Origin of the sequence: Dysgonomonas sp. 511 (assembly GCF_010501105.1) — a bacterium.
GTDB lineage: Bacteria > Bacteroidota > Bacteroidia > Bacteroidales > Dysgonomonadaceae > Dysgonomonas.
Genome location: NZ_QVMQ01000013.1, coordinates 46,961 through 62,585, shown reverse-complemented (window position 1 = coordinate 62,585; position 15,625 = coordinate 46,961). Strand labels below are relative to the sequence as shown.

Annotated in this window: 12 protein-coding genes; all 12 read right to left on the bottom strand. The window is 43.7% G+C overall.

Annotated elements, in window-relative coordinates:
• Window positions 1–19 precede the first annotated feature (19 nt).
• The 12 genes from D0T57_RS07890 to D0T57_RS07835 all read right to left on the bottom strand — a co-directional run bounded on the left by D0T57_RS07890 (window position 20) and on the right by D0T57_RS07835 (window position 15,623).
• Window positions 20–1,273 (bottom strand): glycoside hydrolase family 88 protein, encoded by a 1,254-nt coding sequence (locus D0T57_RS07890; protein WP_163272593.1) that lies wholly within the window; start codon window positions 1,271–1,273, stop codon window positions 20–22.
• Between the two features lie 131 nt (window positions 1,274–1,404).
• Window positions 1,405–5,484 carry a hybrid sensor histidine kinase/response regulator transcription factor gene (locus tag D0T57_RS07885; RefSeq protein ID WP_163272591.1) on the bottom strand — a complete coding sequence of 1,360 codons (4,080 nt, stop codon included), beginning with the start codon at window positions 5,482–5,484 and terminating at the stop codon, window positions 1,405–1,407.
• A 296-nt stretch (window positions 5,485–5,780) separates the two neighbouring features.
• Window positions 5,781–6,635 carry an aspartyl protease family protein gene (locus D0T57_RS07880; protein WP_163272589.1) on the bottom strand — a complete coding sequence of 285 codons (855 nt, stop codon included), beginning with the start codon at window positions 6,633–6,635 and terminating at the stop codon, window positions 5,781–5,783.
• Window positions 6,636–6,721: 86 nt separating this feature from the next.
• Window positions 6,722–7,843, bottom strand: a complete 1,122-nt coding sequence (locus D0T57_RS07875) for a universal stress protein (RefSeq protein ID WP_163272587.1) — start codon at window positions 7,841–7,843, stop codon at window positions 6,722–6,724.
• A 149-nt stretch (window positions 7,844–7,992) separates the two neighbouring features.
• Window positions 7,993–8,247 carry a DNA-binding protein gene (locus D0T57_RS07870; protein ID WP_163272585.1) on the bottom strand — a complete coding sequence of 85 codons (255 nt, stop codon included), beginning with the start codon at window positions 8,245–8,247 and terminating at the stop codon, window positions 7,993–7,995.
• An 81-nt stretch (window positions 8,248–8,328) separates the two neighbouring features.
• On the bottom strand, window positions 8,329–9,024 hold the full coding sequence (locus D0T57_RS07865; protein WP_163272583.1) for a phosphatase PAP2 family protein: 696 nt from the start codon (window positions 9,022–9,024) through the stop codon (window positions 8,329–8,331).
• Window positions 9,025–9,074: 50 nt separating this feature from the next.
• Window positions 9,075–9,899 carry a tetratricopeptide repeat protein gene (locus tag D0T57_RS07860; protein ID WP_163272581.1) on the bottom strand — a complete coding sequence of 275 codons (825 nt, stop codon included), beginning with the start codon at window positions 9,897–9,899 and terminating at the stop codon, window positions 9,075–9,077.
• Between the two features lie 9 nt (window positions 9,900–9,908).
• Window positions 9,909–11,765: a BatD family protein gene (locus D0T57_RS07855; protein ID WP_185154645.1), complete on the bottom strand. Its 1,857-nt coding sequence runs from the start codon at window positions 11,763–11,765 to the stop codon at window positions 9,909–9,911.
• Window positions 11,766–11,793: 28 nt separating this feature from the next.
• Window positions 11,794–12,690, bottom strand: a complete 897-nt coding sequence (locus D0T57_RS07850; RefSeq protein WP_163272579.1) for a BatD family protein — start codon at window positions 12,688–12,690, stop codon at window positions 11,794–11,796.
• Window positions 12,656–13,435 carry a tetratricopeptide repeat protein gene (locus D0T57_RS07845; protein ID WP_163272577.1) on the bottom strand — a complete coding sequence of 260 codons (780 nt, stop codon included), beginning with the start codon at window positions 13,433–13,435 and terminating at the stop codon, window positions 12,656–12,658. The genes D0T57_RS07850 and D0T57_RS07845 overlap by 35 nt, the downstream gene beginning before the upstream one ends.
• Window positions 13,436–13,508: 73 nt before the next feature.
• Window positions 13,509–14,531, bottom strand: a complete 1,023-nt coding sequence (locus D0T57_RS07840) for a VWA domain-containing protein (RefSeq protein WP_368666907.1) — start codon at window positions 14,529–14,531, stop codon at window positions 13,509–13,511.
• A gap of 120 nt (window positions 14,532–14,651) precedes the next feature.
• Window positions 14,652–15,623: a VWA domain-containing protein gene (locus tag D0T57_RS07835; protein WP_163272573.1), complete on the bottom strand. Its 972-nt coding sequence runs from the start codon at window positions 15,621–15,623 to the stop codon at window positions 14,652–14,654.
• Window positions 15,624–15,625: the final 2 nt, after the last annotated feature.

Below are 15,625 nucleotides of genomic sequence, written 5' to 3'. Positions count from 1 at the left end.
ATGCTTTTACCTTAACAACCTAAAAGACCGAGCCCGATGCCTCAAGCTTTTGTTTCCTCAACAACGCTTCGAGGAAGTAGTAGTCTGCGTAAGCCAACGGTTGGTCTACTTCAAACTTACCCGGCTTAGAGCCTGTACTGTGCAGAAGCAGGAAGCCATAAGTACTGCCTTCTTTTGCCAGATAATGCTTAGAGAGGTTCAGCAATATGGTATCAGCCCAAGCCTTATACTTAGCAGCATTTTCTTTATCATACATACTGAGTTCGTACAATGCCGAAGCTGTACAGGTGGCAGCAGATACATCCCTTGGCTCATTTGGTATTTCAGGCGCATCATAGTCCCAATAAGGGATAAGGTCGTCGGGCATATTCGGGTGCGTAAAGATATAGTTAACTACATTCTTGGCTTGATCTAAATATGCAGTACGCCCCGTTTCGCGATAGCACATAGTGTAACCATATACGGCCCATGCCTGCCCGCGCGACCAAGCCGACTCGTGAGCATAGCCCTGATGAGTATTCTTCTTCAGAACGTTTCCGGTAATAGTATCGTAATCAATGACATGATACGAGCTGTAGTCTTCGCGGAAATGGTTCTTAAGAGTCATATCGGCATGGCTCACCGCAATCTTGTAAAGTGTAGAGTCTTTAGTCTCCCCAAATGCCCAGAAGAGCAGTTCGAGGTTCATCATATTGTCGATAATTACAGGACAATCCCATTTGCTGCGGCTATGATCCCACGAACGGATTATGCCTGCATCCGGTTTAAAGCGGGTAGCTAAGGTATAAGCCGATTCTATCAAGACTTCCTTATAGGCTTCGTCCTTCGTCAGACGATATCCATTGCCGAAACTGCAATATACCTTGAATCCCATATCGTGAGTAGTACCGTTTTTCTTCTCGGGCTCTATACGCGCGGTATATTTGCGTGCTGCTGCTTCCCATTTCGGGTCTTTGGTGTATTCGTACATATACCATAGCTCACCGGGAAAGAATCCGCTCGTCCAGTCGCGCGACGGAACTAATATCAGTTCGCCGGTTTCTTCTATCGAACGGGGCGAGACCAATGGCCCATAGCCCTTTTTCTCTCTCTTTGCTTTGCTCTCCTGAGATTCGTTGGCTATGCCTTTTTCCGTTTCTTCCATTGCAAAGGTTAGCTGCTTAGCTGCAAAGTCGAAGTCGCTTTTTACGATGTCGCCAGGCGCATCGTTCGTCTTTTTGCAGCAGAGGAAAATGACAGGGATAATTAGTATTAAGAAATAGGTTCTTTTCATAACTGTTATATTATATTGTTTTTAGAATTATCAGACAAAAGACAGTTACAAAAATGATAAATAAAGCCCATTTCCATTATCGAAAATCAATCAAATCTTTTCAATTTTAGTTCGCCCACCAAAATCTCCACCTATTTTCCCTCCGAAATCCGGTTCATATACTCGGTAGGCGATATTCCGTAAAGTGCCTTAAAGCAGTTAGAAAAATAAGCATGGCTGCTAAAACCGACCGCAACATATACTTCCGATACCGAAAGCCGTGTTTCGTTCATTATCTTTGCCGCCATCTCCAAACGGAAATTGCGTATAAACTCAGTAGGCGAAAGATTGGTCAACATTTTTATCTTCCTATAGAGGTTTGCTTTGCTCATCCCTATCTCCTTGGAGAAACTATCGAGATTGAGTTCGGGATTCGAGACATTCTTCTCTATGGCGTCATATAGCTTCTGCATAAAACGGTCGTCGGCAGATGTGGTTTCTACGCCCAACGATTCGAGAGAGAAGCGTTTGCCATAAATCTCCTTCAACGATTCTCTCGACCGTATTATATTCCTTACCCGGGCAACCAATACCGAGGCGTTGAATGGCTTGGTTATATAATCGTCGGCACCTACGTTATAGCCTTCTTTCATATCATCGGGCATAGCTTTTGCCGTAATCATAATAATAGGGATATGCCCTGTGCGTAAGTCGCCCTTCAAGGTTGCCGCCATCTCCATACCGTCCATCTTCGGCATCATTACATCCGAAATGATAAGGTCGGGCAGGTGCTTCACCGCTTTGTCAATCGCCTCTGCGCCATCTGCCGCAAACTGTATGTTGTATTCTTCCCTAAGGTGGGATATAATATAGTTGCGTACATCGGGATTGTCTTCTACTACAAGAATTGAGTATAACTTCCGTGTATCTGTTTCTTCCACTTTTTCTGAAGTGCCTCTAACTTCTATCGTAGAGGCAGGTTTATCCTCTCTTTTAACATCGTCGAAATCCTCATCCGAGTACAGGCTCTTATCTACAGGAAGGATACACCTGAAACTTGCGCCTTGCCCCACCACACTCTCAGCCCAGATAACTCCGTGGTGCATTTCGATAATAGATTTGCTCAAACTCAGCCCAAGCCCCGTTCCCGATGCCGAATGCTCGTTTTGCGCAACCTGATAGAATGGGGCAAATATTTTTTCAAGTTCGCTCCCGGCAATACCAGCCCCCGTATCGTCTATCCGCAACAGAATATACCGGATGCCCGCGTTATCAAAACCAACTGCCTTGACCGGAATTCTTTGCTTCAAGGTATCCAACGGAACGATTTCCAGCCCGACATTCACCGCGCCACCATTCGGCACATTTTTGAAGGCATTCGACAGGAAGTTGAAATAAACCTTTTCCATCAGGTTCGTATCGAACCAGTAATCTATACTGTCTACCGAATGCTGGAAGGTAAACGAAATACCGCGCGAGGCTGCCAACTCTTTGAACAAGACAATCATTTCTTCTGTAAATTCCACAAAATCGCCTTCGCTCACCCTGAGCTTCATTGTTCCGCTTTCCTGCTTTTGGAAATCCATCAGGTTGTTTACCAGCCTCAACAAACGCTGTGCATTGCTTCGCATGAGATGGATCTTGTTTTCCATCGGCTGAGGAACAAGTTCCGGCTTCTCCATCATATCTTCGAGAGGACTGAGAATCAGTGTAAGGGGAGTCCTCAACTCGTGAGAGAAGTTTGTAAACAGCTTATTTCTTTCCTCGTGAAATTCTGCCTGTGCCTTAGCTTCCGCCTGCCTGAGTTTTATGTCATTTTGCAGGCGTTTCTTCTCGCTGAAATACCTATATATAAACGCTATGACTCCTACCGCAAAGAGAATATAGAGGGTATATGCCCACCATGTTTTCCAAAGCGGAGGCAATACGGTGATAGAAACAGAAGCCCCTTCGTTGTTCCATACGCCATCGTTGTTTGTACCTCTGACTACAAAGCGGTACTCCCCGGGAGGTATATTCGTATAATATGCAATACGCCGTGTGCCTACGTTATTCCAATCGGCATCGAATCCTTCGAGCTTGTAAGCATATTCATTCTTATTGGAAAATATATAGTTCAACGCGCTATATTCTATTGCTATATTCGTTTCGTTATACTTCAAAGTCAGTTCCTGTTGTCCCTCCAGCAGCTTTTGCAGGATATGCCCTCCCACCGGAACCACCTCATTGTTTACATAGAGGTTTTCCAGGATAACGGGCGGCACATAGGGATTATATGAGATTTTGTCGGGTTCGAAAGACAGGAACCCATTGTTGCCGCTAAACATTATCCGATTGTCCGATAGCCTGATCCCGGCATGGGGTGTAAATTCATTCACGCTGATACCGCTTGAATATGTATAGTTCTTGAACGACTTATGTATCAGGTCGAAATCAGTTATACCCGAGATGGTGCTTATCCACAATTCATGGTTGTTTTCGATAATGGTACAGACATTATTATCGAGCAAACCATCCGATGTATTGTAGGTTTTGAATGTTCCCGCCTCTAAGTCGAACAGGCAAAAGCCGCCGCCGAATGTCCCTATCCAGATGTTGCCTGTAGTGTCTTTGTAGATACTGGTAATATAATTTTCGGGCAGGCAATTTTCCTGAACAGAAGAAGATGAGGCTGTATATTGCTTCAAATCTCCCGTGTTCATATCGTAATAATACAACCCGTCGTTGCGGCTTCCTATCAGGTAAACATCCTTTGCGATTTCTAGTACACACCTGATATTGGGGATAGATACCTGCTTGCCATCTTTAAGAGGGAAGCTGTCCCGAACCTTGCCTCCGGAGAAAAACACCAACCCTATCTGGTTTACTCCGCCGGCAACGATATCCCCTTGCCTGTTCCTGCCGATATAATAAATTCCGTTCTGGCTCTTGAAATCGTGAAAGAGCGAAAAGCGTCTGGTCTTCAGGTCGAAACTGTAGATAGTGCCGGCATTGGTACCGCATAGTATCTTATCGCCATCGAGATAGAGGGATTTTAAGATGTTACGGGCATAAGCTCCGTCCCTATCGTCGTAAAGCCTGTATATTTTATAGCCTTCGGTCTTTTTATCCATTTCCAGCAAGCCGCTCCCTTCGGTGGCTATATAGAGGAAATCTTCTGTTTCTACCATCGGGCCTATAATGCCTGTTATCGCCTTGGTCTTCTGGGCAGGATTGTAGTAGCGGAACCTTTCGCCATAGGCACTATGATAGTCGATACCTCCGGCATATGTGCCGACCCACAATGTCTGCGACCTGTCGAAATACAGGCTGAATATAGAGTAGTGGCTAAGCTTTCCATTTTCGGAATCATAGTCTTTGTACTGTTCTATCTGTCCTGTCTTGATGTCTATTACATTCAGTCCATTGAAAGTACCCACCAGTACGGTATTGCCGTCGGGAGACTCAGCAATACTGCGCACATAATTGTTTGTCAACCCGTTACCTGTATTGCAGACAATAAAATCGCTACTGTTTTTTTTCAATAAAAATACGCCCCGGTCTTGTGTGCCAATCCAAAGATTATCAAAGTGATCGACAAAGACAGACCTGATGTGTACAGGTGTGCCTTGCAACTCCGATAGTTTTTCTTCCGATATCTGGTATTCGACGAGCCCATGTAGGTGTGTACCCAGATATAGTTTGCCGTTCTTATATGCCAATCCGTAGACAGGATTCTTCTGTAATATGCCATTCTGCCCGATACGCACGAAAGAGTCGGTATTGCTCTCGTAACGATTGAGTCCGCTGCCAGTTCCTACCCATATATTCCCTTTTTCGTCGCTACACAGTGAAAGCACCATATTGTTGGAGAGGGATTTAGCATTGCCCTCTTCTGAGTAATACTGCTGCACCCTGCCTGTCGATAAATCCAGCTTATTGAGCCCGTGATTGGTTCCCACCCAGAGATTGCCTTCATTATCTTCTGTTATACAGAATACATGGTTGTCGCTTATGGAAGAATCGTTACCGGGATGAAGGATGTATGTATCAAACTTGTATCCATCGTAACGGTTAAGCCCGTTGCGCGTACCAAACCACATAAAACCTTTCTTATCCTGATAGATACAGGTGACCGTGATCTGCGACAATCCATCTTTTAAAGACAGGTTGGTAAAGTAATAGCGTTCTGTAGCCAATATGGATAATGAGAACAGCAAACAGGCGAATAAGGCAATTAAAGTATATCTCATTTTGGTACGAATATTTTGTGTTCCTTTCCTCACCTGTCCAACTCCGTCTAAGGGGCAGGGATTGGGGAACAAGGCTAAAAAAGTAACAAATGTAACGTTTTTTCAGCGATCAGTAAACAAGTTTTCGTCCCTTATGTAGAGCTAATAGCTATTGGCTATAAGCTAAATACCAACGGAAAAAGTAACAAAAGTAACACTATTTTCCGTTTTTCCACACTGTTACTTTTTACCCGGCAATACGCTTATTATCCGTACTATATAGATAAAGTAAAACTAAGAAAATACGAATCCGCAATCTAGTTTCCCACAGGTTTGAGGTACAGTACGTTTTCCCGGAAATCGAAAATCACCGAGAAATATTTGAAGAACTGATTGCCTATCAAACCCACATACAGTTCGTTCTCTTTGAACACAAACCATTCCGATTGGGAGAATATAACATCTTTATCAGTCAACAGGCTGTTACCTACTTGTATCGAATCTGCTTTTACAAGGTTGACTTTTGTACGGTTGACATCAAGATTCTTTGCCCGCCCCTCTTTTGCTTTTTCCAGGTTGATATTGTAACGGGCTAGTACATCGTGGGTAAAGAATAGTGTACCGTTAAGCCCTGTGTCTATCCAGTATTTTCCTTTTATTTCTTTTCCTCCGATTGTTACGTTTGCATTTACAAGCAGTCTCCTGCCCCGGTTTTCGTAATGAATGGTGTCGTATCCCGACAGTCCATTCAGCTCCCGGCGGCTCAACTCCCTTATGTAGTGACCTTTATACGATATCTCCATAATCCGCCTGTTGAAGAAGTCCCACCCCAGCAATACACATTCGTCTCCATACCATTTCAAAAACTGACTATTGGCATTCATAAACGTAGCAGGCATTGTCTTTGCCCATTTTCCGGTTGAAAACCTTATCTGCTCAAACTGCTTCCTGTTCTCCCCGTCTTTTCTGAAACGTTCGGGTACAGCCAGCCCCCACGCACCGATGTCGAGCATCGCTTTTATCGGGATGGTATCGTTAATATATCCGTTGAGTATTACATTATTCTTGAAGCTATGGAATTTAACTGCATCCTTTGGTATAGAATCGCCGGGAATGCAGAAGCAACAGGTGCAAAAGAAAAAAGAGAATGTGAAGAATAACAGTCGCGCCATAAAAAACTATTCTGCCGAAAGTTACAAGTTGCTACACCCTACAGCCAGATACTCGTAACTGCCCGTAGGGTGTACTCTTTTTATAATTATCCCCTTAATACAAGCAATGGCGTATCGGAGTGGAACAACATCTTGCGCGAGATGCTCGGACTGAACATCCGGGCAAATATATTGCGTTTGCTGGTTGTCAAAGCAAGAACCTGCACTCCGTCGTTCTTTATATATTCATCGAGGCTCGAAAGCATATCGCTTGTATCTATCAACTTATAATCGAGATTGAGGTTCGGATATTGCTTCTGGAAATATGCTTTTATACCTTCCAGTTTTATTTCGTCCCACTGGTCACCCTTTTTTATAGATATATGGGTGATGGAAATCCTTATATCTTCGAATGGTTCGAGCAATTTGACCAACAGGTCGAAAGAAACGAGGTCGCGCTGGCTAAAGTTGGTAAGGAAAGCGATGTGCCTTACCTCTTTGAAGTCTGTGAACGGAGTTTTCTCAGGAATGGCAATCAGTGGCACATGCGTCATTTCTATGACCTCGGCCGTTACGCTACCTATCAGGTCGGCATCTTTCTGGTCTTTTCCTCTTGTGCCCATTACTATCAGGGTAGGCTTATATTCCTTGGTGAAGTTCACGATTTCTTCTTCCGGTAGCCCTTCGCGCAATACATACGAATAGTTTACGGCAGGAAACTCGCCTTCCGACACCTTTTTGTCTATCGTGTTGCATAGCTTCTGTATATTTTCTTTTACCTTCTCTATTACGTTCTGAAATTCAATTTCCTCTTTTCCCTGATAGGCAAAGGCCTCAGCCATAGGTAGGGCTGTAGGGTAATAAGGGTTGAAATAAACGTGCAATATCTTGACTTTGGCATTCAGCTCCTTTGCCAGATTGAAGGCTATACGGCAGGCCTTGAGCGAATAGTCGGAAAAGTCGACAGGGACAAGTACGCGTCTGCGCCCATCGTCGGTACGGTAAGTTTCCTCGTGGTCGTAGCTGAACAGGTGGCGGCTTTCCACTACATTCAGCGCTTTGGGCAGGTCTGTCTCTTTGATACGGATACGCACACCCGGCGATACTTTCGGGTTGGTGATATCTATGCTGTCTATGTGTACTTCGATGTTTTCGGCTTCGAGTACGTTTTTCAAAATCCTGGCTTTTTCGTCGGTATGAATGGCCAACGTTACAAATTTATCCTCCATAATTATTTTGTTATTTATGAGTTAACACTAAAAGTACCATTTTAGTTCCGTCTTACCTCTTAGCTGCTGTCAGGAAATATCTTTTCTATTCTAAAAGAGATGAATCCTTTTGGGTATTCATCTCTCTGTTTCTTTTTCCTCCTCCTTTTTTAGGCTTCCTTTGTTTCGACTAACTCAAGAGCCATGTCCAATATCGTGGTGTCGTCGAGCGAAACGTATCCGCCATCAGGACCGGGCTCTATATGTACACCGCAACTTTGTCCTTTATCGTAACTCGAACCTCCGAAATAGTTCCGAACTGTTTCCGCAGGCACTTGCAATGCCTCGGCTATCTTTTGTATGCTTCCGTCTGGCAAACTGTCTTTGATTTTGCGAAGTTCTGAAAATGCAATAACTTTAGTCATACTCTATACGTTTTAAATGGTACATATTGATTAGGAATATGTTCTAAAGTTATAAAAATCTTTTCTGAAAAACAATGCCTTCTATGAGGGAATATTGAAAAATATGCTATAAATGGAGATAAATAGAATAGTAATTCCTATAGTTGCCATTAAGATGTGTGCTCTTTCTTCCGAGTATATCGGATTTTTGATTCTCCCTTCAGGTATTTTGAGTAAATAGCGACGGCAGGTTAAATATATATAATAAACGAGAAACCCGGTAAGCGAGCCCCATACAGCGCCGCCAACCACATCCGAAACGAAGTGTACGCCAAGATATATGCGCGAATAGGCTGTGATACAAACCCAACTTATGATGACGAGGGTAAAATATCTGTATCTGAGCAATAGTGATGCAAATACTGCAATGCCAAATCCATTGGCTACATGTATGGATATAAACCCATACGGACCTCCCCGGTAATTGTTTACAATGTCTACTAAGTGCGAAAAATCGGGATGGTGCGATGGACGGAAGCGTTCGAAGAAGGGCTTGATGATATTGGTGGGGATGCTGTCACAAAAAAAACCGATAAGTACCGCACAAAAAATCAGGAGGAAAGCCTCCTGCCATTTATTCTTAAAAAAGAAGACGAATATAGTTACAAGCCCCAGCAGCCACCATGTATGCCGGTCGCTATATAGCCACATGAAAGCGTCCCAATAATCGGTGTGATGATCGTTGAGCCACAGGAATATTTTTTTTTCATAAGGTAATATCTTCTCGACAATACTCATGTGCAAAATTTCGGTTTTGTGAAGGCAGACAGCTACCTTTTTTTCTTATTCTAAATGATTTCCAGCTTTTCGCGCTGAACCCAGCCTATATGTCCGTTGTCGATTTCGATTTCGAGCCAGCTACGGTCTTCTTTGGTCACATATACTTTTGTTCCCGGGTGAAGGGTGAATAATTCCTTACTGTTTATATCGGGCGAACTAAGTATAGGCGCTGTACCGGACATAATAACTGCGGTTTGGCGATGTTCTATCTTATCTTTTTGTTTAAATGTGAATATATTGCCGAAAACGACAAGGATGAGGGCAAACAGCCCGATATAGAATGCTGTTTTCTTAGCGAAAACATTCCGGCTGAAAAAGAACAATACAAGGCTACCGATAAGTAGCAGGAACGAGACTACGGATAATATAGCCCACCCGTTGGAACTGAGCAGGTTTTGTGCCGCCCTGAACCATGTATGCAGGAAGAATGTATCGGCCACCAGTATTTTGTCTTCTATCTTGGTCAGCATATACTCTATATTGTGCTTTATATCCCTGTCGCCCGGATCGAGAAGGGCTGCCCTTTCATAGTTCAAGCGGGCGTTGCCCATATCATTGGTTCTGAAATAGGCGTTGCCCAAATTGTAATATAAGACAGACGATTCCACACCTTTCTCCAGCCCTTCTTTCCTTGCGGTTTCGAGTATGGCTATCGCGTCTTTGAAGCGACCTTCGTTGTAGGCTACAGTGGCTAGCTCGTTGGCATCGTTTCCACTTGCCTGTTTATTCTCTACTTTTACCGAATCGTTGTGCTGCACGGCAGGAATAGAATCCTGAGCCTGGCAGGTATATATAGAAAATAAGAATAAAGCTGTTAATATGAATTGTTTCATAAGGCTGTCTTATTTTATTTTTTTGATTGTATTTTCCATTTTTCCTATTGCGTCTACCGTTTCATTGTACAGGTTGTCCATAGCATCACCCGAACCGGATGGCGAATAACGTGCAAATTCTCCTGTATCGAGTATCTCTATAAACTGACGGGTAAGTTCGTCACCTACACCATATTTCGACAATTCGGTTTCTATATTCTCCCTATTGAGGTCGGCGACAGGTATGGTCAGCTTATCGCTCAGGTAACCCCACACGGCTCGTAATATCTCTTCGTAGAAATTGTCTTTCTTGCCCGATTGCAGATATTGTTTAGCCAGTTTCAGACGCTTGGTTGCCACTTTATTTGCTTTTTTGGTGCGCATAAGGGCTATATCGGCATTCGCTTTTATCTGTTTCCTATATATAATCAGGGAGGTAATAAATAGCAATAATGGTATGATGTACCATAGCCAATAGGACATAGAGCCGGCTATAAATTCATTCGGATTTTTAAATGACAGGCTTCCTGTTTTCAGATAGCGTATATCCTGATCTACCTTCACTTCACGCTGGTTGGAGTAGCTGGTCGAAATGTTCTTTCCGGCATTTGGGTCTACTGCAACATCGAGCGTATATTCAGGCGATAAGATCGTTTTATATTTATTGCTTTTCAGGTCGAAGTAAGAAAACTCAATAGGAGGTATGGTATATTTTCCCGGCAAGCGTGGTATGAACATATATTCTACCGTTCTGGTTCCCGTCAATCCGTCTTGCGAAAGCTGCGCATCTACATTGACCTGTGCATCGTATGCCTCAAATTCGTCAGGGAATTTTATCTCAGGATTTTTTATCAGTTTCAGGTTTCCTGTACCTTTTATATCCAGCTTGATGGTGACAGCATCGTTTGCTTTTACTTTCTGCGCCGATATTGTCGGCGTAAAAGAGAAATCGCCTACTGCACCAGAGAAATTTACAGGTTTGCTTTCGGCAGGCAATGCCGATACATCAAGGGTTACAGGGCTGGATCGGAACGATTGCTGCTGCTCAACGGCAAGTTCTACCAGTTGTCCCGTGAAGGTTCTTGCCTTTCTGCCCGAAGGAACTCTTATTATGGCTTCTATCATCCCGCTGGGGATTGTAATCTTGCCCGACCGCTGAGGAAACAGCAGTGTCTTTTTGAAGTTTACGGTATAATAGTTGCGGCCGTTGTACCGCTCGACGTCTATCTGCTGGTTGAGCCTCATATCGAAGTCTTCGGTTATGAATCCTTCAAATTCGGGGAACTTTGCATCGGTAAACTGCACGATGGGCAATGCCGAATACATCCGGAAGGTGGCTACTATAGCCTCTTGTTCCTTAAATCTAACTTTGGATGGTATGATGCGGACAAATATATCCGATGCGCTGAGGTTGGCATCGGCAGAAGTTGGTGCCGTCAGTTGTTGGCTTCCTCCTCCGGGGTCTTGTTGTGCATTCTTGTCGGGAGGCAAAACTTTTACTTGTGCCGTATTCGATTTGTATGTCTTCCCATTGACCTTTATGGTAGCGGCAGGCATTGTAAATGTTCCCGCTTCCTTGGCTATGAGGGTGTATGTGTAAACTATTGTGGTATTATTTGTCGAACTGACCTGCGAGCCCTGAATGACAACGGAAGATGAGGATTGTACAGACTTAGATGGCCCGAATATAACATCAAAGCCTTTAATGTCTGGCATTTGCGGCTCGTCTTGGGTTTCTGCTCCGTTCAGTACATACTGGATTTGCGTCCTTGCTCCCACGACAACAGCCTGAGGCGCATTTATCCTGAAAGTAATGTTGTCGGCAAATACACTGGTAATGCTAATGAGTATTAATATCAATAAAAACCAATACTTTTTCACTATCATTTATCTTTAGTCTTTTGTTTAGTGTTATTTATACAGCTTTCAGGTCTTGCACCCTGATTGTTGTCTCTTCTATCTTTATAGTTTTTTCGCTTCTTATAGTCTCATTAATAAAATTGCCCCAAAAATCTCTTACCCTTTTACCCGTAGGCGTTGCAAATTCCAGAACGATTTCTCCTTCGGGAATTGTAAAAGTCCCCTCTTTCTGAGGTTGTAATACAAGCACTTGAAGGTCGATTATCTTATATTCTTTTCCGTTTATTTTTTCTATCGGAAATTCCTCCCGATAAGGAGTAACATTACTGGCATAGAAGCCTTTTGGCTGCGGAAAGTCGGTGTGAATGATCCGGCCTTTCTCTTTTGTAGTATATAGCCTGTATGTGAGGGTGAGCGTGTCGGAGAGATTGACCCTTTGTTTCGACACTATTGTTTTTATAAAAGCATCTACTTCTTCTGGCTTGTCGGTCGGGGTTTTCACCTTTACCTTAACGGCATCCGCCTTGTACTTTTTGCCATTGTATTTTATTTCGGCAGCTGGTAGGGTATATTCCCCTTCCTTCAATGCTTTCAGATTATATGTCGATCTTATGCTGTAGCTGGAAGATCTTTCGCCTCCTACGATAGATGTGGAAGACGACCGTGAAACAGCCGGGCCATATAGGATTTCGAACCCTTCTATATTCTTGAATACAAAATTTGTAGCATCCGATTCCGTTATCACCGTATCGCTTTCTATTATGTAGCTTACCCTGATTACCATTCCCACAACAGTGCTTTCGGGGGCTTCTATCTTTAGCTTAATATCCTGCCCTAGCATTATTGCAGGGCAAAACATTGCTGCGAAGAATATCGGCAGTAAATATTGCGTAATATTAGTCTTATACATAATCTTCCTACCAGTCTTTATTTTGCCTTCTGTTATTTTCATTCTTCTGTTTCTGTTCGGCAGCTTTTCGTTGCTGTACCCGCTCCTGCGTTGCTTTTTCGTCTTGTTCTATGGCTTGCAGTATTTGTTGCATATTGTCTTGCGACATTTGGTTTTCGTCTTGCTGCTGGTCTTTCTTGTCTTGTTTCGGATCTTGCTGTTTATCCTGCTGATCTTGTTTGTCCTGCTTATCCTGATCTTGCTGTTTATCCTGGTTTTGGTTCTGATCCTCGTTTTGCCTGTCCTGAATCATTTTCTGGACGACGGCAAGGTTGTATCTGGTTTCATCATCCGTAGGATTCAGGCGAAGGGCATTCTTATAAGCCTCCATCGATAGTTTCAGGTGGTCGGTTTGCTGGCCTCCCTGTTGTGGCTGCTGGCCTTGGTTTTGCATCGCTTGAGCCTGGCTCTTTTCGTTTGCTTTTTTCTTCAGGTATGTGTTCCCTACGTTGCTCCATGCTGCACTCATTTTCTCCGGATTGTCTTTTTCCAACGTGAGGTAATGGTCATATTCTTTGAGGGCATCATCCCAGCGTTGTTGCTTGTAATACGTATTTGCCAGGTTGTATGAGGCCTCTTTCGATGATGCATCATGCCCCAATGCTTTTTCATATTCGCCCTGGGCAGTGCCATATAATTGCTCTTTATACGCCTTGTTGCCCGACCGTACAGCTTTGCGGGCTTCTTTTTGCGCCGACAGGCCGAGAGCAAAAGTTATGAATAATATGGTAAGTAACGTTTTCTTCATTCTGATATATAACTAACAAATAGCATTTAATGTTCTATTAAAAAAAGACAGTATTACAGGTTTGGGTTTTAATTTATTTAAACAGCCTGATATTCCTGAATATCCTGTTCTTCTTGTCGAAAATACATACTTCCAAAAGCAGCAGGACAAGCATAAACCATGCAAATATCTGATATTTTTCGTCATAATCCGAATATGCCATACCGTCTATCTCTTTTTTCTGTAGCTTTTCCAGTTCCTCTTGTAAGGCTTTCAGCGCACTGTTCGAATTATCAGCCTGAGCATAAAGCCCTTTACCGGCTTTAGCTATTTCTCGGCACATTTCTTCGTTCAGTTTCGATATTACGGGTTGCCCCTGCGTGTCGCGCTTCATGTTTGTAGCACCTTCGGCAATGGGTATCATAGCACCTTCGGTAGTGCCTATTCCTATTACATTTACATGAACTCCTTTTTTAGCGGCTTGTTCGGCAGCCTGTTCGGCATCGCCTTCGTGGCTTTCGCCATCGGTAATCAGTACTATTGCCTTGTCTATATCTTCGTCGTTTGAGAAACAGGTCATTGCAATATTGATAGCACTCCCGATAGCTGTACCCTGCACGGGAACGAGGTCGGGCTGTATTGTTTCCAGAAATAATTTAGCCGACTGGGTATCGGGGGTCAACGGGAGTTGTATAAATGCTTCTCCTGCAAAAACGACTATCGCCACTTTATCGTCGCGCCGTTCGTTGATGATGCGGGTTAGTATCTGTTTCGCCTTTGTCAGCCTGCTTGGTTTTATATCTTCTGCCAGCATAGAATTCGATACGTCGATGGCGATGACAAGCTCTATCCCCTTTTTCTCCACTTTCTCTACTTTTGTACCAAATTGCGGGCGGGCTATGACAATGATGCCGAAGCCTATTGCCGCCAATGTAAGCCAGAATTTAAGATAAGAACGCTTCAGTGACAATTCGGGCATCATTGCTTTTACTAAAGCCAATGTACCGAGTTTTTCCACGCTTTTCCGTTTCCGTATATTCAGGAATATAAAGCCTGCAATAAGGAGCGGTATGGCAAGGAACAGATATAGATATTCGGGATTCGCAAATTTAATTATGTCGCTCATATATTTTAGTTACAAGTACAGGTTACGGGTTACAAACCAAATGCCGGTTCGGTCTTATTTTGCCGTATTTCTGTAAAATTATTGTTTTATTATATACACATCATCAACCCCTTATGGAATATTTCTCAACCATGTACGGCGTGTAATCAGTTCGAGCCCTACCAACACCAACGCTATGAGGGCAAAAGGAGGGAATAGTTCTTTTCTTTTTGTAACCGTATTCACGCTGATATGGTATTTTTCCATCTCGTTTATATCGTCATATATCTCAAGCAGGCTGGTATTGTCGGTTGCCCTGAAATACGAGCCGCCTGTGATGGATGCTATTTCGGTAAGTGTGCGTTCGTCAAATTCGCCCGAAACCATCATCCGTTGATTGCCCAGTTGCGCAATAGAGTTTCCGCGCGACCCTACACCTACCGTATATACCCTGATGCCATACGAGGCGGCGAGTTCGGCTGCTGTCAATGGTGCTATTTGCCCGGCATTGTTCGATCCGTCGGTAAGCAATATAACTACGCGCGATTTCGACTGGCTGTCTTTCAGCCTGTTTACCGATGTGGCAAGCCCCAATCCTATGGCGGTGCGGTCTTCTATCATGCCGAATCTCACTTCGTTGAGCAGGTTCAGCAACACGCGGTGGTCTGTAGTCAGCGGGCATTGAGTAAAGCTTTCGCCTCCGAATATTACAAGCCCGATCTTGTCGTTGGGACGGTCGTTGATAAACTCCGCAGCTACTTTTTTGGCGGCATCGAGCCGGTTGGGCGAAAAATCCTGAGCCAACATTGTACTCGATACGTCGAGTGCCAGTATTATATCTATACCTTCTGTTTTCGATATATCGGACGAATTTACGCTCTGCGGCCTTGCCAATGCTATGATGATAAGTGCAATCGCTATAGCGCGTAAGGCAAAAGGCAAGTGGCGCATATATACCCTTATGGTCGAAGGGGCTTTGTCGAAAGCAAAGCCGGACGACAGTTTGAAGGTTGCCTGCATTTTCCTGAGCTTATAGATGTACCATCCGATAAGGGGTATCAGCAATAAGAGCAGGAATAAATATTGTGGATTAGCATATACCATTG